Source organism: Mesorhizobium sp. WSM3866, assembly GCF_002294795.1.
Lineage (GTDB): Bacteria > Pseudomonadota > Alphaproteobacteria > Rhizobiales > Rhizobiaceae > Mesorhizobium.
Genome location: NZ_NSGC01000008.1, coordinates 245,324 through 270,174 on the forward strand (window position 1 = coordinate 245,324; position 24,851 = coordinate 270,174).

Below are 24,851 nucleotides of genomic sequence, written 5' to 3' on the forward strand. Positions count from 1 at the left end.
GAGGACGACGATGGAACGAGCAGTCCCCACGCCACTCGATGTTCCGACGGGCATCGTGACTTTGCCCGACGAGATCAGGGCAACATCGGCGGCGCCGCAACTGCTCAAGGGCATGACCTGCATCGAGGACCTGCGCCGGGCCGCGAGCCGCCGCGTGCCGCGCGTCTTCTTCGACTATGCGGAGTCCGGCTCCTATGCCGAGCAGACGCTGCGCGCCAACCGCGCCGACCTGGAGCGCATCACGCTCAAGCAGCGCGTCCTGGTCGATGTCGAGCAGCGCGACACGGCAACCACGATCCTCGGTGAGAAGGTGTCGCTGCCGATAGCCCTTGCACCGATCGGCCTCGGCGGCATGCAATGGGCCGATGGCGAGATCCTCGCCTGCCGGGCGGCAAAAGCCGCGGGCATTCCCTATACGATGAGCACGATGTCGATCTGCTCGATCGAAGATGTGGCGCAAGCTGTCGGCAAGCCATTCTGGTTCCAGCTCTATGTGATGAAGGATCGCGGCTTCGTGCGCTCGCTCATCGAACGCGCCGACGCCGCGCGCTGCAGCGCGCTGGTACTCACGGTCGACCTGCAAGTGCTGGGCCAGCGCCACGCCGATGTCAGGAACGGGCTTTCGGTGCCGCCGGCGCTCAAACTTCGCACGATCGTCGACATCGCCAGCCGCCCGGCCTGGGCGGCCCGCATGCTTTCGGCCAAACGCTGGACCTTCGGCAACCTCGCCGGCCATGTGAAGGGCGAGGACAGCATCAAGGCGGTGGCGGATTGGGTGGCGCATCAGTTCGACGCGACGCTGAGTTGGAGCGATGTCGACTGGATCAGGAGCATCTGGCCGGGCAAGCTGATCCTCAAGGGCATCCTCAATGTCGACGACGCGCGCAGCGCCAGCAGGGCCGGCGCCGACGCCATTGTGGTGTCCAACCATGGCGGCCGGCAGCTTGACGGCGCGCCGTCAACCATCTCGATGCTGCCGAGGATAGCGGACCGCGGTGGGCTCCGATGTCGAGATGCTGTTCGACGGCGGCGTGCGCTCAGGCCAGGATCTGATGCGGGCGCTGGCTCTCGGTGCCCGAGCCTGCCTGGTCGGACGCGCCTATATCTACGGCCTCGGCGCCGGCGGCGAGGCGGGCGTGGCGACGGCAATCGACATTCTGCGCAAGGAGTTGTCCGTCACCATGGCGCTGACCGGGACAACGAGCGTCGCGGAGATTGATGGCCGAGTGCTGAATTGAGCCGATCATCTCCCGTTCGCGGCGGGAAGGTGCCGAAGGGCGGCGCTAACATTAGCCATTCGATATGCACCCCCCGCTGGTCTACCGACCATCTCCCCCCAAGGGGCGCCTTCAGGAGCCCAGCGTCACTTCGCAGGAACGTGGGCCGCCCTACTCGCACTGCCGGCGCGGGCCGCCGTCATAGGGCTGGTAGGTGTTGTCCTGCGGATCGTAGGAGCGATAGCGGCTGAAGCAGGAGTCGATATGGTCTCCCGACATTTGCGGGCCCAACAGCCGATCCCTGGAAGGCTGGTCCTCCGGCAAAATCTCTTCCGGCGGGCCGCCATAAGTCGTCGCGTAGCCGTCCCGTGTCGTGGCGTAGCCTTCCACCTCGGCCTGGTCGTCAGTCACCTCGCCTTGATTGTTCATCCAGGGCTGATCGGGTTGGCGCCCGTCGGTCGAGGCTGTGCGATCGCCGCCCGGATCGAAATAGGGCGAGATGCAGGGGCGAATCTCCCCGCTGTAGGAGCGGTAGCTGTTTTCTTGCGGGCGGTAGCTGCGATAGCGGTTGGCGCACCATTCGAGATGCGCGGCGGGCAATTGTACCTGCTGGGCCGGCGCCTGCTGCGAAGGCTGTTCAGCCGCATCGGCCTGGCCCGTCTGTGAACCATTGGGCGGAGAGACCTCGGGCAAGGGCTGCAACTGCCGCGGCGCGGCGGCTTGCGGCGTTGGGAGAGCTGCGGTGGTCTGCGTGGCCGTATCCGCCGCTTTGGCCCCCTCGTCCGCCTTAACGGACGCATCGGCGGCCTGCTGGGCCGGGATGCGCTCGAGATCCTGCTTCGCCGGATCGACGGGCCTGGCGTCCTTGGTCCAGAGCTCCGAAACGCCGATCGCCGGCGTTGCCTGGCGCACCGGCTTGGCGGCCAGCAGCCAAGTGGCGAAGGCGAGCCCTGAGGCAAACACGGCCAGGGTCAGCACGAAGCCGCCGACGATTCCCAACAATGCCTTCACGCTGCTCTCCTTCGACCCCCCGCTATACAATGCGGGGGGCGGGATGGGAGTTCCTCTGCCGCCTCTCGAGATGAGGAACTAGGCGACCACCTCGCCATACTCCCTCACCTTCCCGTCCTGCCCGCGAATCCGCCATGTCTCGCTGTCCCGGCCCTCGATGTGGCTGGGGCCGAGCGGCACCTTGCCGCCGCCATCGGGCAAATCGATGACATAAGTCGGGTTGCAGATGCCGGAGAGGCGCTGGCGCAGTTCCGCGGCCAGCGCCTGGCCCTCGGCAATCGTGGTGCGGCGGTGCGCCATGCCCGGCGCCAGATCACCATGGTGAAGATAGTAAGGTTTTACGCCCAGCCGATAGATCAGCTCGCGGCAGAGCTCTTCCAGCACCTCGACCTTGTCGTTGACGCCCTTCAAGAGAACGCTCTGGTTAAGCAGAACAAAACCCGCCTGACGCATGGTCCGGCAAGCCGTTTCGGTGGCCGGCGTAATCTCGCGCGGGTGGTTGAAGTGGGTGACGACCGTCACCATTAGTCTTCCCTGCAGGGATGCCGTCAGGCCGGGCGTGATGCGCGACGGCAGCGCCACGGGCACGCGGGTGTGGATGCGCAAGAGCCGCACATGCGGGATGGCCTCGATGCGGGCGCGGATTTCGGCGAGCGCCTTGTCGGGCAGCGACAGCGGATCGCCGCCGGTCAGGATCACCTCGCGGATCTCGCTATGTTGGGCGATGTAAGCGAGGGCTGGCTCCAGCGCCTCGCGCGTATAGCCGCGGCCGATCGAAGTCAGCGCCTCCTTGCGAAAACAAAAGCGGCAATAGACCGCGCATTGATAGGTCGGAAACAAGAGCACGCGGTCGGCATGGCGATGCGTCAGCCTGGGCACCGGGCTGAAGGCGTGATCGCCGATCGGATCGCCGAGCTCGCCCTCGGCAGTGATCAACTCGTCCGGCGACGGGATCACCTGCGCGCGGATCGGATCGTTCGGATCGTTCCAGTCGATCAGGTCGAGATAGGCTTTCGGCACGCGCACCTTGTGGGCGGCGGCGGCTTGCTGCGCAGCGGCGCGCTCGGCCGGTGAGAGCGGCAGGGCTGCGAGGTCGCGCACATGGCGCACGCCGGCACGCACGTCGTCCTGCCAGGCGGCGTCGGGTCCGCGCGCGGCTTCCTTGAGATCGGTATTTGAGGTCATTGGGGTCTCGGTACGAACTTGCGCGGGATATCGGCCGGATGGATGGCCGGGTCAATCGTTTTGGTTGCCGCAGAGCGGTGGAGTGGCGCGCGAGACCGGCCGGGCCTGATGCCCGGCTTGTCTCGTGGCTTTGAGCGCGACGAAATTGGCGCTAATTTGGCGCAGGCTTCGGGGGGCGAGACGAATGGATTTCAGCGCAGGCCATGGCTACCTTCTCATCGGTGGGCTCATCCTGGTCGGCGCCGGGCTGCTGATCATTTCGCTGATCGTCAATCTGCGCGTGGCGCACAGCGTGCGCGACGAACTGCGCCATCGCGAAAAGCTGCTGGAATATTATCGCAACATCTTTTCGCAGCTAGGCGTGATCCTGATCGGCATCGGCGTTTCGCTGTTCATCTTCTTCTTCCAGCAGAACTATCAGGACCAGCGCAAGCGCGAGACCGAGCTGCAGCAGGTTCTCGCCAAGCTGGCGGCGCGCGTTGCCCGCGGCGCCCCCGTCATCGAAACGCTGGGCGAGTTCGACGAGATACTGGATGAGGGCGGCGCCTATGTCGGCCCCGAACACGGCGGAAGCAACGCCGCGATCACCGCCAGGGGAACGGAGCTCGCCAAGCAGGTCGAAAAGATCCTGCTGGTCGAACGTGATGTCGATGTTCGAGACTTCGAAATCCTGAACCTGTCGCGCGACCTCGAAGCCACCTTTGTCGTCAACGAGATCGATCCGACGCTGTGGTTCAACATCGTGCGCGACGAGAACGAGATCAAATACGCGACGACGCAGTTAGCCCTCGACTACAAGGACCTGCATGAGGCGATCGGCGACGAGGCGGTGGAGGCCGCGGTCGCCAAGCCCGACAAGGAACCGAAGATCAAGCACGAGGTGCTCGACATCCTCTATGACGCCGACCTGCTGCGCCAGCGCAGCAGGCGGTTTCTCGCCCGCGCCTGCTGGCTCTTCAGCAAGGGCAAGAGTTTCGTCGCCCTTGCACCGGTTGATGCGATCGAGACCGACACCAAATCGCAGCAGGAATGGATCGACCGCGCGAAATCGGTGCTGACGCAGACAAAGACGGGCAGCGGCGACTGCTTCAAGCTGCTCCGCTACGGGCAGGCATCCTGAGCCCGCTGGTCTTTGTTTTGATGCTGTCGTTCACCCAGAATCGCCGCACGGCTCTGGGTGAAGCGATCAGTCTCCCACCCGCTGCAGCCTGCCCAGATGATTGTCGTCGAGGAACTCGATCGTCATCGCCGAGGCCTTGCCGTCGGGGCCGACGACGAAGCTCACGCCCGCCGGCCGGTCCGGCGTCTCGGCGTCGGGATGGGTCAGGAACAGATCGGCGTCGAAATGCGTCAGCGAATAGGACCGCGCTCCGGCCGGTCCGACCTCGAGCACAAGGCCGTCGCCCGCGCTCGACACGGTCACGCCGCCGATGAAGTCATTGCCGTAGCGGCCGGAATAGGCGCTGGCCGGCCGGGCCGGCCTTGGCGGAGACGGAGGCGCGGCATATTCGGCCTTGGCCGCGGCGATCGCCGGACCCAGCATCCCGGCATAGATTCCGTCCCAGGCCTCGACCCAGTCCTTTTCGACTTTTCCGTCGAAGACCAGATCGGCAAAGCTGTCGGACAACCCTTCCGGGACACCGGTCGGGAAGGCGTTCGCAAGGATAACGATGCCAAGCTTCTCCTGCGGAAACAGCGTCGCCACCGTACGCGCACCGACGCTGAAGGCGCCTGCATGGCCCCAGCTCAGGCCGTGCCGGCCGAAATCAATATTCCAGCCGAGGCCATAGAAAGACTCGCCTCCGGTTACGGGATTGCGGCCGAGCGCCATCTGAGGCAGATGCGTCTGTCGCAGCGCATCGGAAGCAATCAGCGTCCGGCCGGCATAAACCCCGTCGCCGAGCACCAGGCGCATCCATTGCATGAGATCGCGCGCGCTGGAATTCACGCCGCCCGCCGGTGCCTGAGGATCGACATTGCGCTTGACCTTTGCGGCCCAGACGCCGTCGATCTTGACATGCAGCGCGGCGCGATTGGCGCGGCTGATGAAGTCCGCGTGACGGGAGCTGGTCGCGGCCATTCCAAGCGGGCGGTAGAGCTTTTCCTCCGCGACCGTCTCCCAGGGCTTGCCTGTCGGCTTCGCGGCCGCCACGGCACCCTCGGTCAGCCCGAAATTGCTGTAGGAATAGCCGGCGCGAAAGCTCGACGATGGCGACACAAAGCGGAGGCGGCGAAGGATTTCGGCGCGGTCGTAGCCGATGCCCTCAAGGTCGTCTCCGGCAGTGCCGGGAAGGCCGCTGCGATGCGTGAAAAGATCGCGGATGGTGACTTCGCCGGTGGGATAGGGATCGGCAAGGCGGAAGGCCGGATCGAGATCGGCGATCTTCGAATCCCACGATACCACCCCGTCGCTGACCAGCGCGGCCACGACGGTAGCCGAGATCGGCTTCGAAAGGGAGGCGATCTGGAACACCGTGTCGGCGTCGACCGGCTCCGGTCTGCCGGCTTCGCGATGCCCGAAACCCTTGAGGAAGATCACCTTGTCGTCATGCACGACGCCGATGGCAAGGCCGGGGACGGCACCATCGGCGACGGCGGCTTGCGCCAGCGCTTCGAGCTTCGGCAAGGCGGCGGCGATGCGCGCGGGCGTGACGGGATCGGCCGATGCCGCGTGCGGCCAAAGCGCCAGTCCGGCGATGAAGGCCAAAACCGTCAAATGACAGAGATCCCGACCTAGCCGCATCGCGCGCTCCCTTCCCTGCATTCACCCTAAGATTGTACAGGCCGGCACCGGCCTGGCCAAGCCCTGCGCCGCCCTGATCATCCTCCCAATCGACTGGTGTGGCGCCGGGTGCGTCCCTCACCTCTGGGCCTGCGCCCGCCTTAGAAGATCCGGCCGTCCCCGACATCATGGCTGTGCTCTGGACACGAAAGCTTGCGTTCCTTCGCGCCCCCCTCTGTCCTGCCGGACATCTCTCCCACTTGGGGGGAGATCAGATGTGGCGCCGGCTTTCGCCAATCATCGCGGAAGGCCGGATATTAAATTCGGGTTCTCCCCGGGATTCCGCCACGCAAAAGCCGCCAAGTCAGGCGAAGGCCACAAGGGCTTTGGTTTGAATTGGGGTTATAGAATGCGGCTGGTCTGGGCGTTTTTGTTCGCGCTGGCGAGCGGCGTGGTTTTCGCGGCATCGCCGGAGGACGACTATATCGCCGCGCGCGACAAGGCGATTTCCGACATCGCGGCGCAGGAGAGCTCGAACGCGGAAGTGGAGGCGCTCGATGGCGCCAACACCAAGGCGCTGGCCGATCTGGAAAAGCGTCTTTCCGCCATTCTCGGCCCGCTTGCGGTCAAGGATTTTCCGGCAACCGGCACGATCAATCTGCAGAGCCTGAGCGCCTCCGATATTGGCTTCGGCATGCTGGACGGGCTGCGCTACGCCAAGAGCGATGCCGGCCCGAGCATCGTCGCGACGACCCGCGGGTTGGTCGAGCGCTGGCTGCGGTCCAAGGCTGACGAGGACGATGAAGGCCTCCGGCTGCCCGCCGGCATCGACGAGGCGCTCAAGCTAGACTCCTTCTATACGCAGGCGATCGGCAGCGACGCCGCATTCGTGAAGACGCTCGACTTTTCACTGAAGAAGCCCGAAGGCGCCGGTATCGCCGTCGCGCGGCTCGGCGGCTGGACGCAGGATGTCGGACCGATCTACGACCAGCAGGTCGTCGTCGCGGTCGTCAAGGGCGACCGCGTCCTGATCGCCGAGGCGCCCGCGTCACCGCCCGTGCCGAAGATCGCGGCCTGCGAGGCGCTTTGGACCGCGGCCGACGCGGCTGCCCAGAAATTTCAGCAGGCCTATCAGAACTCGGACCTGAAGGACCAGCAGGCCTATGATTCCGCCAACGCCGCCTGGGAAAAAGGCGACGGCGATTATCGCGCCTGCATGGGCGAGCGCCTGCCGGGCGATCCGGGCTTCCCGGCACTGCTTGCCGAGGCCCAGCAGCTTGCTGACCGGATGACCGGCAAGTAGGCCCAGAGCGATGAAGCGCTGAGCTGGCTAGACACCCTTCCTCAGCTCGCGGCAGCTCTCATGTTGCGCCGGCGCCTGGCGGTGGGTCGCGCCGGCTCCACGATATGCCCGTTGGTGACATGCCCGTTCGTCACGGGCACAACATCCTGCCGGGCCCGGGCGTCCGTCACCCTGTGCAGCCGCTCGTAAGGCAGCAGCTCCTTGATGCGGGCATTCAGCGTCTCGACCTCGGCGCGCAGGTCCTCGCATTCCTGTTTCTGGATATCGAGCTGGATCTGCTCCGACGCCTGCTGCAGCGATAGCTGCGAGAGGTTGGTACTGATCACCGACAAATTCTTCTTGTCCAATTCGCTCTCGTTCCTGAGAACGGCAAGCTTCTCTTCCGCGATCTGCCGCTCGGTCACGGCGTCATTCAACTGCGCCCTCAGTCCTGTCGCCTCGGCGACCGCCTCGGTCTTGTCGATGGAGGCCTGCTCCAGCCGCGATTGCAGCTCCTGGATTTCGGAGCGCAAGCCGCGCAGCTCCGCCCGGCTCCGCGCAAGCTCCGCCGCGCCATCGCTTTCGGCAATGCGGGCGGCTTCGGCTGTCTCGGCAAGCTTGGCCTGCGTCGTCTCCAACGATTTCTGCAGCCGGGCCTCCTCCTTCTCGTGGCTACCGAGCTGGGCCATAAGTTCGGCAATGCGCGTGGCTTCGTTGGCGTGGGTCGCCGCGAACTCGTCGAATTTGTGCCGGGCCTCGGCCTCGCGCTTTTGCGCCTGCTCCAGCTCGATCGAAAGCCCGACCTGCTTCTCGCGCAGCAGCTTGTTCTCGACAGCGCGCCTGTCGGCTTCGACGGTCTTGGCCGTCAGGGTCTTGACGATCTCACCGAACTCAGCCTCGCGCCTGGCGCTCTCATTGCCCATCTCGACCATTTCGAGCCGCACCGCTGCAAGCGCCTCGCGCAGGGACTCCCTGTCCTGGACGAGACTTGCCTCGCGCTGCTGCCAGGCCTCGGCCGCTCCGTCGCGTTCGCGCTGCTTGCGCGTAGCGTCAAGCAATTGTTCCGACAAGGCCTTGTGTTCGGCGCCCAGAGCGGCGTTCTCCAGCTCCAGCTCATTGGCGCGCAGCGCATCGCGATGCAGGGCGTTCAGGATATCGCGCGTCATGTGGTGCGCTGTGGCGATCTCGGCCAGCCTTGACCCGATCTCCTCCAGATGACCCTGTCCGTCGCGGAAGAGTCCGGAAACGGCTTCCAAGGCGGCCAACCGTGTCTGGGTGTGCGGCGTCAGCCGGGAGGCGGAAGCCTCGGACTGAGTCTCGCCCGGCGGATCCTCCTCGCTTGCCGCCAGGTCGGCGGCAGAATCGTATCCCGGGGGCGTCTCTTCGTCAGCCGAAAGACATTCTTCGAAAGCCTCTGCCAGATCCGACTGGAGCTCTTGAAATTCCTTGTCTACGTCCTCGGCCCGTTTGATCAGGGATTTGAAATTCATAACGGCACACCTCTTACGCTCACACCCGCCGTATTACTTAACGAATTGCTAATCTAGCCCTTAACGTTCCGTACGGGAAGCCTGACCAAAAGAAGGAAGGAATTAAGGTTATCGCGGATTTCCAGAGGCTTGCGCGGTGTTCCGTCAGCGGCATCTGCGCTCAGCGCGGTAAACGGTTAGAATGGCCTGCGTCGACCGCACGTCATCGAGCCGCAAGCGAGCACCTGGCGCCCGCTGCGGGCGGATCACTCGTTGGAAAGGGAGCCGTTCCACGCTCCAGCCAGCACCTACGCCAGCGTTGGCCGTTCCATCTAGCGCCGAGGTTCCGTCATGCCGCAGGGGCCGGACCCGTCGGTCCAACCCCTGCATCCAGGCATCAGCTCTTGATTTCGATACGCTTGGCCTGCGACTGCGCCTTCGCGGTCTTGGGCAGCATTACCGTCAGCACGCCGTTCTTGAAGCGGGCATCGATCTTGTCTTCTTCGATCTCGTAGCCCAGCGGGATTCGACGCTCGAAGCGGCCATAGATGCGCTCGGAGAACTGCCGCTCCTTGTCCTCCGTCTCGGAGCGCTTTTCACCCTTCAGCGTCAGCACGCCATCATCAAGCAGCACCTCGATGTCCTTCTCGTCCAGGCCCGGGACTTCGGCCGCCACCTTGATCTCCTTCTCGTTGTCGGAGATCTCAACGCTCGGCCAGCCGGCACCAAAGGCTGATACGCCGCCTAGGGACGGCAAGCCGGAACCGAAGCCCCGGAAGACGTCGTCGAACAGCCGATTCACCTCGCGATGCAGCGACAGGAAAGGATCGCGTTCGCCGTCGCGGAAGACACTTGGAACCTGGTTACCATTGTTTCGGCCCCAGGGAATCAGATCACGAACACTCATTTTTTCCTCCTTTCTGTTCATCCGGAAGACAAGGCCCACAAGCGCCGGGAACATCAGCCGGCGCTTGGCGCAAAGCGCGGCGAGAAGGCTCAGGCCGCCTTGTTGTCGGCCTCGATTTTCTTTGTCGCGGCCTTTGGCGATGATTTGTCCGCCGTGATCTCGATCCGGCGCGGCTTCATTTCTTCCGGGATCTCGCGTTTGAGGTCGATTGTCAGCAGGCCGTTGACGAGGCTCGCATCGACGACCTTGACGTGATCGGCAAGCTCGAAACGACGCTGGAATGCGCGGCCGGCAATGCCGCGATGCAGGTACTCGCCGTTGTCCTCGCCTGCCTTTTGGCCAGAAACCATCAGCATGTTCTGCTCCTGGGTAATGGCCAGTTCGTCCTGGCTGAAGCCTGCCAGGGCCATGGTGATGCGGTAGTCGTCCTCGCCGCTCTTGGCGATATCGTAGGGCGGCCAGTTGTCAGCGGTTTCGATGCGGCTTGCGGTCTCGAGCGCGTTCAGCATTCGATCGAAGCCGATGCTCGACCGGAACAGGGGAGAAAAGTCGAAACTGGTTCTCATAGCTACATCCTCCATTGAGCAACATAGATACGAGGAGCGCCAAGGCAGCGGCGCTCCTTGACCTTGCCGGCCACATCAGGCGCCGGCAGGTTCGATTTGGGAATTGATTCCTTTGCCGTCAAGAGGTCCGGGGCGCGCCCGTCAAAGCTGCATAATTACCTTTGTTTTCACGGCGCTAGCACTCGGCTGTTGCGAGTGCCAAAAAATTTCTTGCGGCCTCTTGAAACCGGCGCGTGCAAAACCAAATCCACATGCGCGAGGCCGAAAGGATCGCGAGCCCCGCTCCGGTCCTTCCGGTCCGGAGTGGAGGAACCTCTCAAAATCTGTTTGTCCCGAAGGAGAACGATATGAAGTTCCATCCATTGCATGACCGCGTTCTGGTCCGCCGCGTCGAGGCCGAGGAGAAGACGGCCGGCGGCATCATCATCCCGGACACGGCGAAGGAGAAGCCGCAGGAAGGCGAGATTATCGCCGTCGGTTCCGGCGCGCGCGACGAGAGCGGCAAGCTCATTTCCCTCGACGTCAAAGTCGGCGACCGCATCCTGTTCGGCAAGTGGTCCGGCACCGAGATCAAGCTCAACGGTGAAGACCTGCTCATTATGAAGGAAAGCGACGTGATGGGTGTGGTCGAGCAGACATCGGCGTTGGGAAAAGCGGCTTGAACCGGCCCAACCCGATCGGTCAATGAAAGGTGCCTGCTGAAGGAGTGTTCCAATGGCTGCCAAGGAAGTGAAATTCCATTCCGACGCCCGCGACCGCATGTTGCGCGGCGTCAACATCCTCGCCGACGCGGTGAAGGTCACCCTCGGCCCTAAGGGCCGCAATGTCGTCATCGACAAGTCGTTCGGCGCTCCGCGCATCACCAAGGACGGCGTCACTGTCGCCAAGGAGATCGAGCTCGAGGACAAGTTCGAGAACATGGGCGCGCAGATGGTGCGCGAGGTCGCCTCGAAAACCAGCGATATCGCCGGCGACGGCACGACCACCGCGACCGTTCTCGCCCAGGCCATCGTCAGGGAAGGTGCCAAGGCCGTTGCCGCCGGCATGAATCCCATGGATCTGAAGCGCGGCATCGACAAAGCCGTCGAGGCTATTGTTCAGGAGTTGAAGACCAACGCCCGCAAGGTGACCAGAAATGACGAGATCGCCCAGGTCGGCACGATTTCGGCCAATGGTGATGCCGAGATCGGCCGTTTCCTTGCTGAGGCGATGCAGAAGGTCGGCAACGAGGGCGTCATCACCGTCGAGGAAGCCAAGACCGCCGACACCGAGCTGGAAGTGGTCGAAGGCATGCAGTTCGATCGCGGTTATCTCTCGCCTTACTTCATCACCAATCAGGATAAGATGCGCGTCGAGCTCGAAGAGCCCTATGTGCTGATCCACGAGAAGAAGCTTTCCAACCTGCAGGCGCTGCTGCCGGTTCTGGAGGCGGTGGTTCAGTCGGCGAAGCCCCTGCTCATCATCGCGGAGGATGTCGAGGGCGAGGCGCTCGCGACGCTGGTGGTCAACAAGCTGCGCGGCGGCCTGAAGGTTGCGGCCGTCAAGGCTCCGGGCTTCGGCGACCGCCGCAAGGCCATGCTGGAGGACATCGCCATCCTCACCGGCGGCACCGCTATCAGCGAGGATCTCGGCATCAAGCTTGAGAACGTCACGCTGGAGATGCTCGGCCGCACCAAGAAAGTGGTGGTCGAGAAGGAGAACACCACGATCGTCGATGGCGCCGGCAAGAAGGAGGAGATCCAGGGCCGCGTCGCGCAGATCAAGGCGCAAATCGAGGAGACCACCTCGGACTACGATCGCGAGAAGCTGCAGGAGCGTCTGGCCAAGCTCGCCGGCGGCGTGGCTGTGATCCGCGTCGGCGGTTCGACGGAGGTCGAGGTCAGGGAGCGCAAGGACCGCGTCGACGATGCCATGCATGCGACGCGCGCGGCGGTCGAGGAAGGCATTCTTCCGGGCGGCGGCGTGGCGCTGCTCAGGGCCGCCAATGCGCTCGACGCGGTGGCTGCCGACAACCCCGACCAGAGATACGGCGTCGACATCGTGCGGCGCGCCATCGAGGCGCCGGCGCGTCAGATCGCCGAGAACAGCGGGGCGGAAGGCTCGATCATCGTCGGCAAGCTGCGCGAGAAGACCGATTTCGCCTATGGCTGGAACGCCCAGACCGGCGAATATGGCGATCTTTTCAGCCAGGGCGTTATCGATCCGGCCAAGGTCGTGCGCACCGCGCTGCAGGATGCAGCCTCGATCGCCGGCCTGCTCGTCACCACCGAGGCGATGGTCGCCGAGAAGCCGAAGAAGGAAGCGGCACCCGCCATGCCCGCCGGCGCCGGCATGGACTTCTAGGACGCTGGGGAGGCGCGGCGCCGACACAGCCAATCTCCCCCGACAGGGTTCAATTGGGGGAGATTGGTCGGCAGGGCAAAAGGGAGCGCGAGGGAAACGGCACCCTTCTGAATTGACAAGAACCGGAAAAGCGAGAAAGCACTCCGCGACAGATCGGCTGGCGGGACGCGCCCCTTTGTCCTGTCGGACATCTCCCCTCATCGGCGGAGATCGGCAGCTTCGACACGCCGCGCCGCGACGGGCCAGAGTTACTATGTGGGAAGATTCTGAATGACGACGGATACCAAGACGACGGAAACCAGGACATTCGAGGCGGATGTCTCGCGGCTGCTGCACATGATGGTGCATTCGGTCTATTCGGACCGGGACGTCTTCCTGCGCGAGCTGATCTCCAACGGCGCGGACGCGTGCGAGAAGCTGCGCTTCGAAGCGATCACCCGTCCCGAGCTGCTGGGCGAGGACGCAAAGCCGCGCATCACCATTTCGGCCGACCCCGACAACAAGCAGCTTGCCGTCGAGGACAACGGCATCGGCATGGGCCGCGAGGAGATGGCCGAGGCTCTGGGCACCATCGCACGCTCCGGCACCCGTGCCTTCATCGAGCGCGTCGAGGCCGGCAAGGCGACTGAGGACTCGCAACTCATCGGCCAGTTCGGCGTCGGCTTCTACTCCGCTTTCATGGTGGCCGATCATGTCGATGTCATCAGCCGACAGGCCGGCAGCGAGGAAGCCTGGCGCTGGTCTTCCGACGGCAAGGGCACCTACGAGATCGCTCCCGTGCCGCTTGCGGCAGCTCCCAGGCGCGGCACGCGCGTCGTGCTGCATCTGATGGACGATGCGAGTTCCTACACCACGCCTTACCGGCTCGAAGGGCTGGCGAAGTCGCAGTCCGGCCACGTGCCGGTGCCGATCACGCTTGTTGAGAAGCCGGGCGCCGAGCCGCGCGATGTCGCCGACGGCACGGCGCTCTGGGTGAGGCCGAAGAGCGACATAAAGCCCGAGGAATATACCGACTTCTACCGCAGCATCGCCGGCCAGTATGACGAGCCGGCCGCCACCATCCACTTCCGCGCCGAGGGTCGGCACGAATACAGCGCGCTTGCCTTCGTGCCGGGCTCGCGTCCGTTCGATCTCTTCGACCAGGACCGCAAGGGTCGTATGAAGCTCTACGTGCGGCGCGTCTTCATCACCGACGATGCCGACGTGTTGCCGCGCTATCTGCGCTTCGTGCGCGGCCTGGTCGATTCCGCCGATCTGCCGCTCAACGTCTCGCGCGAGATGATCCAGGAAAGCCCGCTGCTCGCCGCGATCCGCAAGGGTGTCACCAACCGCGTCCTCGGCGATCTTGGCAAACTCGCCGATAACGATGCCGAGGCCTACGCCAAGATCTGGGAGAATTTCGGCGTCGTGCTCAAGGAAGGCATCTACGAGGACTACGAGCGGCGCGAGCAGCTGCTGAAGCTCGCCCGCTTCCGCTCGACCGCTTCCGGCGAGACGCTGCGCAGCCTGGCCGATTATGTCGCCGCGATGAAGGAAGGGCAGAAGGCGATCTTCTTCATGGCCGGGGAAGACCGCGCCCGGCTCGAGGTCTCGCCGCAGCTCGAAGGGTTCCGGGCGCGCGGCATCGAAGTGCTGCTTTTGACCGATCCGGTCGACAGTTTCTGGACGACGATGGCGCCGGAATTCGACGGCAAGCCGTTCAAATCGGTGACGCAGGGCGCGGCCGAACTGTCGGAGATCCCGCTGCTCGACACCGCGTCCAAGCCGGATGCCGAAATCTCGTCCGAAATCGCGACCTTCCTGGCCTTCGTGAAGACGGCGCTGGGAGACGAGGTCTCGGACGTGAAGGCCTCCGACCGCCTGACCGAAAGCGCGGTCTGCCTGGTCGCACCGGAGCACGGTCCCGACCGCCAGTTCGAGCGGCTGCTCAACGCCGCCGGCCGCCTCGACAAGGCGGCCAAGCCGATCCTCGAGATCAACCCGCGGCACGAGCGCGTCACGGCGCTGGCGAAGCTCGGCGACGGCGAGCGCGCTTTCAAGGAAGACGCCGCGCATCTGCTTTACGACGAGGCGCGCGTGCTGGACGGCGACAAGCCGGCCGATGCCAGGGCGTTTTCGGCGCGGCTTGCTCGCCTGATCGAGCGCGGTTTGGCGAGGGAGTAGTGGGGGCGTTGGGCGCCTCACGAAGCCCGGATCCTGCCGTGACTTCTCACGAGGAGGCGGCGCAAGGGTGAGATCGGTCGCGATCCTTCGCGCCCCCCTCTGTCCTGCCGACGGGTCAAGGCTTCTCCACGCTACTACGCTCGGAGGTCAGAGCGCCGCCCTACCCCCTCAGCCCCGGTGCCTCTTGCCCCGTCCTGGCGACATATTCCGTATAGCCGCCGCCATAGGTGTGGATGCCATCCGGCGTGAGCTCCAGCACGCGGTTCGATAGTGCGGACAGGAAATGGCGGTCGTGCGAGACGAACAGCATCGTGCCTTCATATTGCGCCAGCGCCTCGATCAGCATCTGCTTGGTCGCCATGTCGAGGTGGTTGGTCGGCTCGTCGAGCACCAGAAGGTTCGGCGGATCGAACAGCATCAGCGCCATGACCAGCCTTGCCTTCTCGCCGCCCGAGAGCACGCGGCACTTCTTCTCGATCTCGTCGCCGGAAAAGCCGAAGCAGCCGGCTAAAGCCCTGAGCGGCGCCTGGCCGGCCTGCGGGAAATTGTCTTCCAGCGTCTGAAACACGGTGCGCTCGCCGTCGAGCAGTTCCATGGCGTGCTGGGCGAAATAGCCCATCTTGACGCTCGGACCGCGCGCCACCGAGCCCTCATCCGGCTCGGAGGCGCCGGCCACGAGCTTCAAAAGCGTCGACTTGCCGGCGCCGTTGACGCCCATCACGCACCAGCGCTCGCGGCGGCGGATCTGGAAGTCGAGGCCGGCATAGATCGAGCGGCTGCCATAGGATTTGTGGATGCCCTTCAGCGTCGCCACGCCCTCGCCGCAGCGCGGCGCAGGCTGGAACTCGAAGGCCACCGTCTGGCGACGCTTGGGCGGCTCGACGCGGTCGATCTTGTCGAGCTTCTTCACCCGGCTCTGCACCTGGGCGGCGTGCGAGGCGCGCGCCTTGAAGCGCTCGATGAAGGCGATCTCCTTGGCAAGCATCGCCTGCTGGCGGTCGAACTGCGCCTGCAGCTGCTTGTCGGCCAGCGCCCGCTGCTCCTGGTAGAATTCGTAATTGCCGGAATAGGAGGTGAGCGCGCCGGCGTCGATCTCGATCACCTTCGAAACGATGCGGTTCATGAACTCGCGGTCATGCGAGGTCATCAGCAGCGCGCCGTCATAGTCCTTGAGGAATTTCTCCAGCCAGATCAGGCTCTCAAGATCGAGATGGTTGCTCGGCTCGTCGAGCAGCATGACGTCGGGCCGCATCAGCAGGATACGGGCGAGCGCGACGCGCATCTTCCAGCCGCCGGAGAGTTTTGCAACGTCGCCGTCCATCATCTCCTGGGAGAAGCCGAGGCCGTCGAGCACCTCGCGGGCGCGGCCGTCGAGCGCATAGCCGTCGAGTTCCTCGAAGCGGTGCTGCAACTCGCCATAGCGCTCGATGATCGCGTCCATCTCGTCGGCGCGGTCGGGATCGCCCATGGCGTGCTCGAGCTCGCGCATCTCAGCTGCGACGGCGCTCACCGGGCCGGCGCCTTCCATCACCTCGGCGACGGCGCTCATCCCCTCCATGTCACCGACATCCTGGCTGAAATAGCCGATGGTAACGCCGCGATCGACTGAGACTTGGCCTTCGTCCGGCTGCTCCTGGCCGATGATCATGCGGAAGAGCGTCGTCTTGCCGGCGCCGTTCGGGCCGACGAGGCCGACCTTCTCGCCCTTCTGCAGGGCGGCCGAGGCTTCGATGAAGACGATCTGACGGCCGTTCTGCTTGCCGATATTTTCGAGACGGATCATGGGGCGGTCCGGGAAACTGCGCTGAGATGGCGGGATTTGCCCGGGGCATACGCGAATGAGGCTGCGGAGGGAAGAGGCAGAAGCGCCGCATCCGCGCGCTCGGCTATTCCTTCGAGGCAGAACCCAGCCGCGGTGAAATTGATTGGCGTCGCCGACCGATCGAGCGCTTAGTGCTGGAGCCAACCACTTGATGGGCTCTGGCAAGGGAGGTCAACCATGGCCATGTACCTGACGCGCTTCAGCTACACGCCCGAGACCTGGGCGCGAATGATCGAAAACCCCGAGGATCGCCGCAAGGCAGCCAGCTCATACATAGAATCGGTCGGCGGAAAGCTGCACGGGTTCTGGTACGCGTTCGGCGAACACGACGGGTGGAACCTGTGGGAGGCGCCGGACAATGTTTCGATGGCGTCCGTCGTGCTCGCCATCGGTGCCGGAGGGGCACTCAGCTCCTGCGAGACCACCGTCCTCCTCAGCGTCGAGGAGACGATGGACGCGCTAAGCAGGGCGAAAGCGATCCGTTATCGGCGGCCTGGAACGTAGAGCCGAGAAAAGCCGCCTCGGAGGGGTGTCACCTCGCGTCGTGGAAGATGATACCGAGCGTATGTCGCCTGCCCGAGCGCAGGCGGCTGACGCCGTGGCGCAGGTTGACGCGATAGTAACCTCGCGTGCCCTCCACGGGCCGGTTGTGCACGGCGAAGATCACCGCGTCGCCGCGCTTGAGCGGCACCACCTCGGCGCGGCTCTGCATGCGCGGGCGCTGCTCGGTCAGCACGAATTCGCCGCCGGTGAAATCCTTGCCGGGTTCGGAGAGCAGGATCGCCACCTGCAGCGGAAAGGCGAGCGCGCCATAGAGATCCTGGTGCAGACAGTTGAAGTCGCCGGGGCCGTATTGCAGCAGAAGCGGCGTCGGCTTGGTTTGGCCCTCGTCGTGGCTACGCTTTAGGAAGGCGGCGTGGTCGGAAGGGTAACGGAGCGCGGCGCCCATCTTCTCGTTCCAGTCATTGGCGACGCCGGCGAGCCATGGATAAAGCGCAGTGCGCAGGCCCTCGATCAGATCAGGCAGCGGATAACGGAAATAGCGGTACTCGCCCCTGCCGAAGCCATGGCGCGCCATCACCACATGGCTGCGGAAATGTTCTTCGTGCGGATAGAGCGCGGCGATTTCGGCGCATTCCTCCGGCGAAAGCAGGCCGGGCACGACAGCGCAGCCCTGGGCGTTGAGCTCGGAGACGAGCGCGCGCCAGTCCTGCGCGGCGACACGGGATTCGGCGGAGCGTCCGGCGCGTTTGGTGTTGAGGGAATGGACAGTCATGAGCGCCTCCTTTGATGCCATCAAAGTGGGGCGGAGGCGAAGCGGCGGCCACCCGATTCCTGCGGAAATGGCGCGACCTTTACGGCGAACCAGCCGCAACGAAGCCCGAGCGGCCCTGCGCGCGGCGGAATGCCTGCTGCAGGCGCGGGTTGAGGCGCACCGCCTCGCGGCCGGCCTGGATGGTCCGCTCGACCTGCTCCGGCGTCAGCCTCAGCCGGGTCGGGATGACGTTCAGCGCGGCTGCCTCGTATGGCGGCAGGTCGGCGAAGGAGACCAGTTCAACCACCATCTGAACGTCGCGGCACTTCCAGCCGGACAGGCCGCCGCGGTAGCGCGCTACCGCCGCCGCCGGCAGGCTGCAGCGATATTTGACCAGCTTTTCGCGCCACAGCCGGAATTCGAGCTTGAGGGAATCGAATTCGTCGCGCACCGAGGACGCGATCGAGGTGCCGGCGGTGGCGTCGATCATGTCGACCAGGCCCGGCCCCTGCTTGACCTTGACCCAGTCGGGTTCTTTCCTGCGGCCCGCATCGGCAACGATCATGATCAGCGTTCGCATCCTCACCGCCGCCTGCGGCGACAACGGGCTGTGCGGACTGACGGCGATGTCGAGCGATTCCGCGAAGCCGACCACCGCGATGTTGTCGGTCAATCCGCCGTCGAGCAGCTTGATGTAGTTGACGCGGTCGTTGTTCTGGTAGGACTCCATGGCGCGAGCCGCGGCCTTGACCCGTTCCGGTGCCTCCGGATCGTTGAGACCGCGTTCGATCCAGTCCGGCTGCTTGTAGTTGCATCTAGTTGTCGGCGTGGTCGTTGAGACGACAACCGGCGCGAACACCGCGGGGAACGCCGCCGAGGCCGCCACCGCATCGGCGATACGAAGCTTGTCGAGATCGCTGCAGATGGCCGCGAAACGGTCGTAGGTGAAGCCGAAGGCCGTGCCGTTGTAGATGTCGGATGCGTGGATCCAGACCAGCGGGGCGCCGGGACGTCTGAAGGCGCTGTAAGTGGCACCGTCGAACAGGTTCCTGTCCAGCCACGCAGCAAAGGTGCTGCGGTCGTTGACGCCGCCTTTCCACAGCCGCGCCAGATTGGCCGGAGCGAGCTTGGCGGTGTGCAGCGAGCTCTCGGCATCGCGCAGCAAGAAGCGCTCGCGAAGCTCGCGGTAACCACGCCCTTTGTAGCCGAGATAGGCCGCCGTCACCGCACCGCCAGAAACGCCGCCCACGACGCGCACCTCGTCGATCAGCGTATGCGCTCGCCCGCCGCTGCCGACCTCGACAGCGTCGAGCGCCTGAAGCACGCCGTAGCTGAAGGCGGTGGCGCGCGTGCCGCCGCCAGAGAAGGACAGCGCGACCACGGTCGACCCGTCGGCGGGAGCATCGGGAATGTAGTCCGGCGAGCCAGGCCCGACTTGCGTCACATGGGTGTTGATGGGCTCGACATCATTGGCGACGCATCCGGCCAGCAGCGCTGCTGCCAACACAAGCAAGCCCACACGCCAACGCATCGAGGTCCCCCCGATCGCTCGTTCCCGGGCTCAGTCTATGCGCAGCAGGCAGAGCAAGGCAACGGCCAGCCCCGGGGTCTTCGCCTCAAGCGTTCCGGCGATAGGCCTCCAGTTCCGGATCGAGATCCACCTTCACTCCATTGGTGAAGACGCAGGTCGCCACCATGATGCCGGCGAAGGCGGCGAGGTCGACGAGCAGCGTTTCGTCGTAGCGCGCCTTCAGCGCGACCCAGGTCTCGTCGGCAACGGAATTGGCGTCGGCGGCGAGCACCGTGCCGAAGGACATCAGCAGCGCTTCGTCCGGGCTGGGTTCGATCGCGTCCGGATCGAGGCCGGAATCGATCAGCGCGCGGCGGAAGAAGGTAACCGGGATCTCGGCGCGCATCGTCTCGGCGATCGCCTTCGAAAACAGCCAGATCGCCCGGTCTTCGAGCGTCGGACGCAGGAGATCGCGCAGCGTGAACCATTCGGCGTAGATGCGGTGCGCGGCCGGGGAGTGAAGCAGGATGCGCTTCATGTTGGTCATGCGGCCGCGCAGCGCAAGCTCCCGGTCATGCTCCGCGCGGATTTCGTCGGAGGCGGTCGCATAGTCGATCGCAGAGAGATGCGCCACGGCCCTCATCCCAGCGTCGCGTGCAGCGCCGGCGCACCGCGCAGCGTGTTGGAGACGGTGCAGATCGTCTCGGCGTCCTCGACGATGCGCTGCTTGGTCGCGGCGTCGAGGTCGCCGGCAATCTCCAACCGGATATTGAACCTTTCCACCCGCGACGGCTCGTCCTTCGCCTTCTCGCCGCCGACATCCGCCCTCACCTCGCCAAGCCGGTCGGCGACGCCGAGGCGGGTGGCGGCGATGCGGGCGCTCAGCACCATGCAGGCGGCCAAGGAGGCATAGAGCAGGTCGAGCGGGTTGAAGCCCGGCGCGCTGACCGCAGTCACCACATCGACCGTGCCGCCGGTCGGCGTCGTTACCGCCGGCAAGCCGCCCGGCGGCAGCACGGCGCAGGCGCCGGTAGCACGGGTTCTGATCTTCAGCTCGCTCATCGAAAGTCCTTCGTCCGGTTTGGAGGCCATTGATAGCGGACGGGAATCTATCTCGGCAACCATCCAGGGCACAGCTGCGGTTTTCTTCGTGCGAGGTGGTCCGTGGAAGGGCTGATCTGCCGCGTTCCGGCTTGGCAATTTGCCTCCGCCAGTCAACAATCCGCGGCACCGCGCTGCTGGGCCAATGGCAAACGGGATTGAGGGTCATGACACCACGGAAATTTGCCACGCTCGCCGCTCTCGCCGTCGCTGTTCTTTGGCCCGCCGCCGGCCAGCCGGCGGGCAGCGTCCATCCTGGCCCGATGTCACGCACGCAAGCCTTCGCACGCGCCGAAGCACTGACGGCGATCGGGCGAAAAATGTTCTTCGACCCATCGCTGTCGGCTTCGGGCAGACAGGCCTGCTCGTCCTGCCACGATCCCAACCACGCCTTCGGTCCGGCCTCCGCCGCGCCGGTCGAGATGGGCGGGCCGAACCTCGACCGGCCCGGCCTGCGCGCCGTGCCGTCGGTGCGCTACCTGCAGGCGGCGCCCGCCTTCACCGAGCATTTCTACGATTCCGAGGACGAGGGCGACGAAAGCGTCGACAATGGCCCGACCGGCGGATTGACTTGGGACGGGCGCGCCGACCACGGCAAGGACCAGGCGAGGATCCCGCTGCTGTCGCCGTTCGAGATGGGCAACAAGGATGAAGCCGCCGTGGTCACCGCCTTGCGCAAAGCGCCCTATGCCGACGCGTTCAAGGCGGCGTTCGGCGCGGATATTTTCGACCATCAGCAGGATGCCTTCGACGCGGCGGTCGAGGCGCTCGGCACCTTCGAGCAGAGCAGCGCCGACTTCTACCCCTATTCCAGCCGCTACGACGCCTTCCTTGCCGGCAAGGCGCAGTTGACCGCGCAGGAGTTGCGCGGCCGTGCGCTGTTCGAGGACGCAAACAAAGGCAATTGCGCGAGCTGCCATCTGAGCGAGCCGGCAAATGACGGCGAGCCGCCGCAATTCACCGATTACGGCCTGATCGCCATCGCCGTGCCGCGCAACCAGGCGATCCCGGCCAACGCCGATCCCAATTATCTCGACCTCGGGCTGTGCGGGCCGCTGCGGGCCGACTTCAAGGGCCGGAGCGAGTATTGCGGCCTGTTCAAGACGCCGACGCTGCGCAATGTCGCGCTGCGCAAAAGCTTCTTCCACAACGGCTATGTCCACTCGCTGCGCGAGGCTGTCGCCTTCTACGCCACTCGCGACACAGATCCGGGGCGCTGGTATCCGAAGAACGCGGATGGCACGGTCGAGAAATTCGACGATCTGCCAAAGGCCTACTGGGGAAACCTCAACACCGACCCGCCCTTCAACGGCAGGAAACCAGGCGAGAAGCCGGCGTTGACCGACGCCGAGATCGACGACATCGTCGCTTTCCTCGGCACGCTGACCGACGCGGACCAGGCCGGGCAGTAGGGCGGCTAAAAGCTCACCGCAGACTTCCCCGGCCAAAATAATCGGTGGACGCGTCTTGTTTGTGTGGCTTCCGTCACAGACCGACAGAAAGCATCTGCTACATTAGCATCTCGTTAGAGCGGGGGCTCAAATGAGATTCGTAGCGGTGCAAGAACCGCCTCATCATAGTTGGGCGGTGTTCGACATTGCCAATGACAAGCCCGCCGAACATGCCGGGCGCGCGCTCATCGGTCTCACGTCGCACGAAGCCCGGCGGTTCGCCGCCGCGGCCAACGATGAAGCGGGGTATCGGGAAACCAACGCGCTGGCGTCGCATCCAGGCGGATAAGGCATGGCACTGACGGTTCGCAATTCGCCGGGAAACGACAAGCGAACAAGCGGTTGAGACGGCGTGTTGCCAGATTGATTCAAGTGCCTCACCCGGCCGGCGCGTAGCGGTTCACCACCATGCCGCAGGCATAGGCCTTCGAGCCGGTGAGCTTCAGCCTGGCGAAGCCCGCCTGGTCGAAGATGCGACGGCCGGCACCCAGCACCGCCGGGTTGATGAAGAGCTGGAACTCGTCGACCAGCCCGGCGGCGATCAGCGCCGAGGCGAAGCCGGCGCCGCCGAACACGGCAATGTCGCCGCCCTCGCCCGCCTTCAGCGCATTGATCTCGCGCGGCAGATCGCCGCTCGCGACCCTGGTACGCTCCCACCGCGACGCCTTCAGCCTGTCGCTCAGCACCACCTTGTCAGCTGTCACGATACGCTGGGCGAAGGCATAGAAACGGTCTCGCGGAAATTTCCTCGCCGCATTGCCCCAGTGAGTGAGGTAGCCCTCCTCGGCCATCTTGCGGCTCAGCAGAATCGTGTCGACGGTTTCGAACACGGCATTGAAGTCCTGCTTGAGCTCTTCGTCCCAGTCGCTCTCGTCGCCCCATTCCCAAAGCTGCCAACGACGGTTCCCATCGGCGCCGACGAAGCCGTCGACCGACATCTGCATTTGCAGGATGAGCTTTTTCATTGCGCGTCCTCTCGCATCTCCAAACACGGTTTACTTTTGAAATCATTTGACGTGCGAAAAGAATGTCAATTGAAAATTGATTTACAAACGGAACTAACTTCATGTCGATTAAGGAAAGGTCCGGCTGCCCGGTCAGCCTGTCGCTCGAGCTCATCGGCGACCGCTGGACGCTGCTCATCATCCGCGACCTGGCCTTCGCCGGGAAAAGGCATTTTCGAGAGTTCCTACAGTCGGACGAAGGCATCTCGTCGCGCACGCTCGCCGAGCGGCTGCAGACCCTGGTCGACGAAGGCGTCCTCACCCGCAGCGACGACCCGACCCACAGGCTGAAAGCGATTTACCGGCTGACCGAGGCCGGCATCGATCTTTTGCCGATACTCGCCACGCTTGGCGCTTGGGGCAGCAAATATCGAAAGGCGGATGAGGATTTGGCGCGGGTTGCCAAGGAACTCGCGGCAGGCGGCCAGCCGGCGCTGGAGCGGATGAAAAAGAGGTTGAGGAAAGAGCATTTGGGGTAAGGCGTTCCACGCCGCCAATTGCCCAAAGTCGAGTTCTACGGCGAAGGATCGCGGCGTCGATAAGATCCTGCCCGCAGGTTCCGTTTCCAGTCTATGCACCCCTGCGCTAGACTCCGCCTGAACAGGATCGACCGCCATGATCGTCCAGGCCTGCATCAACGGCGCCCGCACCCCGGATTTTCACCCCGCCCTGCCGCTCGACCCGGATGCCATGGCACGCGACGGCGCGGCCTCGGTTGCGGCGGGTGCCGTCGAACTGCATGTGCATGCGCGCGGCGCCGATCGGCAGGAAAGCCTTGCCCCGGAAGCGATGGACCGGACGGTGACGGCGCTGCGCCGCGCCTGCCCCGGCACGCTGATCGGCATTTCGACCGGCGCCTGGATCGAGAAGGACGACAGGCGCACGATTGCCGCCATCGCCGGCTGGCATGAGCTGCCCGACTACGCCTCGGTCAATCTCAGCGAGGCGGCGGCGCCCGAAGTGATGGAAGCGTTGCGCACCCGCGGCGTCGGCATCGAGGCCGGGCTGGCGTCGATCGGCGATGCGCTCAGGCTGGCCAGCCTCGATCATGGCCGCCGGGTGCTGCGCGTCCTGATCGAGATTTCCGAGCAGACGCTGGAGGAGGCCTTTGCCGTCGCCGACGGCATCGAAACGCTGCTGCAACGCGAAGGCATTCACAGCTGGATCCTGTTGCATGGCGAGAACGCGACCGTGTGGCCCTTCGTCGAGCGGGCGGCGGCGCGGAAGTTTTCGACCCGTGTCGGGCTCGAGGACGGTAAGGAGTTGCCTGATGGGACGGTGGCGGACGGGAATACGGCGCTGGTGAAGGCGGCGGTGAGGATCTATCGCCGGGCTTGACTTGGCTCCTCGCCCCATGGGGAGGACCCAAGGCCAAAAGTCAGCCGAACTTCGTCAGCGGCTTGGCGGTTATCTCGACCCATTCGCAGCGCCGGCTACGGTGGTAGAAGGATTGGAAGGGCGGCGGGAACGACGGATCCGCGAACGCCCCTACCGGAATTGCAGTTAGGCCGGGCTGCGTGTCGATGCGATAGTGCACTGTGGTCCCGCAATCAGGGCAGAAGCTGTAGGTTATCTGCCCGCCCTGCTCGCCGGTGCGAGTGAACTGCAGCGCGCGCCCGTCTATCGTCACATCGGCCTCGGCAAAGCGCACATTGTAGCTGAAGGCGCTGCCTGTGCGCCGCTTGCAGTCGAGGCAATGACACACCGAGATGCGCACCGGCTCGCCCGCGCAGGTGGCCGACAGCTGACCGCAGGAACATTCGGCGCGTCGCGTGACCATGCTGGCTCCTTTCGACCGAGTCTCGGCACCTTATGCAGTTCGGCGGCGTGGTGAAAGCACCTA

At 64.7% G+C, this 24,851-nt stretch carries 23 protein-coding genes and 1 pseudogene; 11 read left to right on the forward strand and 13 right to left on the reverse strand.

Annotation, left to right across the window (positions count from 1 at the left end):
* Positions 1-112: 112 nt before the first annotated feature.
* Positions 113-1,238, forward strand: a pseudogene (locus CK222_RS19900) (alpha-hydroxy acid oxidase).
* Positions 1,239-1,388: 150 nt separating this feature from the next.
* On the opposite strand, the gene CK222_RS19905 reads toward CK222_RS19900, so the two are convergent.
* Together CK222_RS19905 and CK222_RS19910 are read right to left on the reverse strand one after the other, a co-directional pair.
* Entirely contained in the window at positions 1,389-2,228 is an 840-nt protein-coding gene (locus CK222_RS19905) for a BA14K family protein (protein WP_095801516.1), read from the reverse strand.
* A 78-nt stretch (positions 2,229-2,306) separates the two neighbouring features.
* On the reverse strand, positions 2,307-3,413 hold the full coding sequence (locus tag CK222_RS19910; protein ID WP_095801517.1) for a KamA family radical SAM protein: 1,107 nt from the start codon (positions 3,411-3,413) through the stop codon (positions 2,307-2,309).
* A 184-nt stretch (positions 3,414-3,597) separates the two neighbouring features.
* Between CK222_RS19910 and CK222_RS19915 the strand changes: the two genes are divergently transcribed.
* Positions 3,598-4,533 (forward strand): hypothetical protein, encoded by a 936-nt coding sequence (locus CK222_RS19915; RefSeq protein WP_095801518.1) that lies wholly within the window; start codon positions 3,598-3,600, stop codon positions 4,531-4,533.
* 66 nt (positions 4,534-4,599) lie between these two features.
* Here CK222_RS19915 and CK222_RS19920 read toward each other — a convergent pair whose 3' ends face one another.
* The gene (locus tag CK222_RS19920) at positions 4,600-6,156 is read right to left on the reverse strand and encodes a serine hydrolase (RefSeq protein ID WP_095801519.1); all 1,557 of its coding nucleotides are present in this window, start codon (positions 6,154-6,156) and stop codon (positions 4,600-4,602) included.
* 388 nt (positions 6,157-6,544) lie between these two features.
* On the opposite strand from CK222_RS19920, the gene CK222_RS19925 reads away from it, so the two are divergent.
* On the forward strand, positions 6,545-7,438 hold the full coding sequence (locus CK222_RS19925) for a hypothetical protein (protein ID WP_095801520.1): 894 nt from the start codon (positions 6,545-6,547) through the stop codon (positions 7,436-7,438).
* 41 nt (positions 7,439-7,479) lie between these two features.
* Here CK222_RS19925 and CK222_RS19930 read toward each other — a convergent pair whose 3' ends face one another.
* The 3 genes from CK222_RS19930 to CK222_RS19940 all read right to left on the reverse strand — a co-directional run bounded on the left by CK222_RS19930 (position 7,480) and on the right by CK222_RS19940 (position 10,359).
* The gene (locus tag CK222_RS19930) at positions 7,480-8,907 is read right to left on the reverse strand and encodes a hypothetical protein (protein WP_095801521.1); all 1,428 of its coding nucleotides are present in this window, start codon (positions 8,905-8,907) and stop codon (positions 7,480-7,482) included.
* Positions 8,908-9,283: 376 nt separating this feature from the next.
* Positions 9,284-9,793 carry an Hsp20/alpha crystallin family protein gene (locus CK222_RS19935; protein WP_067322042.1) on the reverse strand — a complete coding sequence of 170 codons (510 nt, stop codon included), beginning with the start codon at positions 9,791-9,793 and terminating at the stop codon, positions 9,284-9,286.
* An 89-nt stretch (positions 9,794-9,882) separates the two neighbouring features.
* A complete protein-coding gene (locus CK222_RS19940; protein ID WP_066992873.1) occupies positions 9,883-10,359 on the reverse strand; it encodes an Hsp20 family protein in 477 nt (158 codons plus the stop codon).
* Between the two features lie 347 nt (positions 10,360-10,706).
* Here CK222_RS19940 and groES point away from each other — a divergent pair, with 347 nt between their 5' ends.
* The 3 genes from groES (at position 10,707) to htpG (ending at position 14,865) form a co-directional block, all read left to right on the forward strand.
* Positions 10,707-11,021 carry a co-chaperone GroES gene (groES, locus tag CK222_RS19945; protein ID WP_095801522.1) on the forward strand — a complete coding sequence of 105 codons (315 nt, stop codon included), beginning with the start codon at positions 10,707-10,709 and terminating at the stop codon, positions 11,019-11,021.
* Positions 11,022-11,073: 52 nt separating this feature from the next.
* Complete coding sequence (gene groL, locus CK222_RS19950; protein WP_066992865.1) at positions 11,074-12,702, forward strand: chaperonin GroEL; 1,629 nt, start codon at positions 11,074-11,076, stop codon at positions 12,700-12,702.
* Between the two features lie 270 nt (positions 12,703-12,972).
* Positions 12,973-14,865: a molecular chaperone HtpG gene (gene htpG, locus CK222_RS19955; protein ID WP_067321997.1), complete on the forward strand. Its 1,893-nt coding sequence runs from the start codon at positions 12,973-12,975 to the stop codon at positions 14,863-14,865.
* Positions 14,866-15,025: 160 nt separating this feature from the next.
* Here htpG and CK222_RS19960 read toward each other — a convergent pair whose 3' ends face one another.
* Complete coding sequence (locus CK222_RS19960) at positions 15,026-16,648, reverse strand: ABC-F family ATP-binding cassette domain-containing protein (RefSeq protein ID WP_095801523.1); 1,623 nt, start codon at positions 16,646-16,648, stop codon at positions 15,026-15,028.
* Positions 16,649-16,864: 216 nt separating this feature from the next.
* On the opposite strand from CK222_RS19960, the gene CK222_RS19965 reads away from it, so the two are divergent.
* A complete protein-coding gene (locus CK222_RS19965; protein ID WP_164747035.1) occupies positions 16,865-17,191 on the forward strand; it encodes a GYD domain-containing protein in 327 nt (108 codons plus the stop codon).
* A gap of 28 nt (positions 17,192-17,219) precedes the next feature.
* On the opposite strand, the gene CK222_RS19970 is transcribed toward CK222_RS19965, so the two are convergent.
* The 4 genes from CK222_RS19970 to CK222_RS19985 form a co-directional block, all read right to left on the reverse strand.
* On the reverse strand, positions 17,220-17,963 hold the full coding sequence (locus tag CK222_RS19970) for a 2OG-Fe(II) oxygenase (protein WP_095801579.1): 744 nt from the start codon (positions 17,961-17,963) through the stop codon (positions 17,220-17,222).
* Positions 17,964-18,042: 79 nt separating this feature from the next.
* Positions 18,043-19,473: a patatin-like phospholipase family protein gene (locus tag CK222_RS19975; protein WP_095801524.1), complete on the reverse strand. Its 1,431-nt coding sequence runs from the start codon at positions 19,471-19,473 to the stop codon at positions 18,043-18,045.
* Positions 19,474-19,558: 85 nt separating this feature from the next.
* Complete coding sequence (locus tag CK222_RS19980; RefSeq protein ID WP_095801580.1) at positions 19,559-20,086, reverse strand: hypothetical protein; 528 nt, start codon at positions 20,084-20,086, stop codon at positions 19,559-19,561.
* A gap of 5 nt (positions 20,087-20,091) precedes the next feature.
* Positions 20,092-20,514 carry an OsmC family protein gene (locus tag CK222_RS19985; protein WP_095801581.1) on the reverse strand — a complete coding sequence of 141 codons (423 nt, stop codon included), beginning with the start codon at positions 20,512-20,514 and terminating at the stop codon, positions 20,092-20,094.
* A 206-nt stretch (positions 20,515-20,720) separates the two neighbouring features.
* Between CK222_RS19985 and CK222_RS19990 the strand changes: the two genes are divergently transcribed.
* Both CK222_RS19990 and CK222_RS31795 read left to right on the forward strand, forming a co-directional pair.
* On the forward strand, positions 20,721-21,965 hold the full coding sequence (locus CK222_RS19990; RefSeq protein ID WP_095801525.1) for a cytochrome-c peroxidase: 1,245 nt from the start codon (positions 20,721-20,723) through the stop codon (positions 21,963-21,965).
* A 130-nt stretch (positions 21,966-22,095) separates the two neighbouring features.
* Complete coding sequence (locus CK222_RS31795) at positions 22,096-22,293, forward strand: hypothetical protein (protein ID WP_141247090.1); 198 nt, start codon at positions 22,096-22,098, stop codon at positions 22,291-22,293.
* Between the two features lie 88 nt (positions 22,294-22,381).
* On the opposite strand, the gene CK222_RS19995 is transcribed toward CK222_RS31795, so the two are convergent.
* Positions 22,382-22,969, reverse strand: coding sequence for a dihydrofolate reductase family protein (locus CK222_RS19995; RefSeq protein WP_095801526.1), 588 nt, complete (start codon positions 22,967-22,969; stop codon positions 22,382-22,384).
* Positions 22,970-23,070: 101 nt separating this feature from the next.
* On the opposite strand from CK222_RS19995, the gene CK222_RS20000 reads away from it, so the two are divergent.
* Together CK222_RS20000 and CK222_RS20005 are read left to right on the forward strand one after the other, a co-directional pair.
* On the forward strand, positions 23,071-23,487 hold the full coding sequence (locus tag CK222_RS20000) for a helix-turn-helix domain-containing protein (protein ID WP_095801527.1): 417 nt from the start codon (positions 23,071-23,073) through the stop codon (positions 23,485-23,487).
* Between the two features lie 136 nt (positions 23,488-23,623).
* A complete protein-coding gene (locus CK222_RS20005; protein ID WP_095801528.1) occupies positions 23,624-24,346 on the forward strand; it encodes a 3-keto-5-aminohexanoate cleavage protein in 723 nt (240 codons plus the stop codon).
* A gap of 40 nt (positions 24,347-24,386) precedes the next feature.
* Here CK222_RS20005 and CK222_RS20010 read toward each other — a convergent pair whose 3' ends face one another.
* Complete coding sequence (locus CK222_RS20010) at positions 24,387-24,788, reverse strand: GFA family protein (RefSeq protein ID WP_095801529.1); 402 nt, start codon at positions 24,786-24,788, stop codon at positions 24,387-24,389.
* Between the last annotated feature and the right edge of the window lie 63 nt (positions 24,789-24,851).

Bases quoted from the DNA above. Each gene is read 5' to 3' on its own strand.
- groES (WP_095801522.1), top strand. From the start codon at position 10,707: ATGAAGTTCCATCCATTGCATGACCGCGTTCTGGTCCGCCGCGTCGAG.
- groL (WP_066992865.1), top strand. From the start codon at position 11,074: ATGGCTGCCAAGGAAGTGAAATTCCATTCCGACGCCCGCGACCGCATG.
- CK222_RS19940 (WP_066992873.1), bottom strand. From the start codon at position 10,359: ATGAGAACCAGTTTCGACTTTTCTCCCCTGTTCCGGTCGAGCATCGGC.
- CK222_RS19960 (WP_095801523.1), bottom strand. From the start codon at position 16,648: ATGATCCGTCTCGAAAATATCGGCAAGCAGAACGGCCGTCAGATCGTC.
- CK222_RS19985 (WP_095801581.1), bottom strand. From the start codon at position 20,514: ATGAGCGAGCTGAAGATCAGAACCCGTGCTACCGGCGCCTGCGCCGTG.
- CK222_RS19925 (WP_095801520.1), top strand. From the start codon at position 6,545: ATGCGGCTGGTCTGGGCGTTTTTGTTCGCGCTGGCGAGCGGCGTGGTT.
- CK222_RS19970 (WP_095801579.1), bottom strand. From the start codon at position 17,963: ATGACTGTCCATTCCCTCAACACCAAACGCGCCGGACGCTCCGCCGAA.
- htpG (WP_067321997.1), top strand. From the start codon at position 12,973: ATGACGACGGATACCAAGACGACGGAAACCAGGACATTCGAGGCGGAT.
- CK222_RS20005 (WP_095801528.1), top strand. From the start codon at position 23,624: ATGATCGTCCAGGCCTGCATCAACGGCGCCCGCACCCCGGATTTTCAC.
- CK222_RS19965 (WP_164747035.1), top strand. From the start codon at position 16,865: ATGGCCATGTACCTGACGCGCTTCAGCTACACGCCCGAGACCTGGGCG.
- CK222_RS19930 (WP_095801521.1), bottom strand. From the start codon at position 8,907: ATGAATTTCAAATCCCTGATCAAACGGGCCGAGGACGTAGACAAGGAA.
- CK222_RS19990 (WP_095801525.1), top strand. From the start codon at position 20,721: ATGACACCACGGAAATTTGCCACGCTCGCCGCTCTCGCCGTCGCTGTT.
- CK222_RS19935 (WP_067322042.1), bottom strand. From the start codon at position 9,793: ATGAGTGTTCGTGATCTGATTCCCTGGGGCCGAAACAATGGTAACCAG.
- CK222_RS20000 (WP_095801527.1), top strand. From the start codon at position 23,071: ATGTCGATTAAGGAAAGGTCCGGCTGCCCGGTCAGCCTGTCGCTCGAG.
- CK222_RS19995 (WP_095801526.1), bottom strand. From the start codon at position 22,969: ATGAAAAAGCTCATCCTGCAAATGCAGATGTCGGTCGACGGCTTCGTC.
- CK222_RS19920 (WP_095801519.1), bottom strand. From the start codon at position 6,156: ATGCGGCTAGGTCGGGATCTCTGTCATTTGACGGTTTTGGCCTTCATC.
- CK222_RS19910 (WP_095801517.1), bottom strand. From the start codon at position 3,413: ATGACCTCAAATACCGATCTCAAGGAAGCCGCGCGCGGACCCGACGCC.
- CK222_RS19915 (WP_095801518.1), top strand. From the start codon at position 3,598: ATGGATTTCAGCGCAGGCCATGGCTACCTTCTCATCGGTGGGCTCATC.
- CK222_RS20010 (WP_095801529.1), bottom strand. From the start codon at position 24,788: ATGGTCACGCGACGCGCCGAATGTTCCTGCGGTCAGCTGTCGGCCACC.
- CK222_RS19975 (WP_095801524.1), bottom strand. From the start codon at position 19,473: ATGCGTTGGCGTGTGGGCTTGCTTGTGTTGGCAGCAGCGCTGCTGGCC.
- CK222_RS31795 (WP_141247090.1), top strand. From the start codon at position 22,096: ATGAGATTCGTAGCGGTGCAAGAACCGCCTCATCATAGTTGGGCGGTG.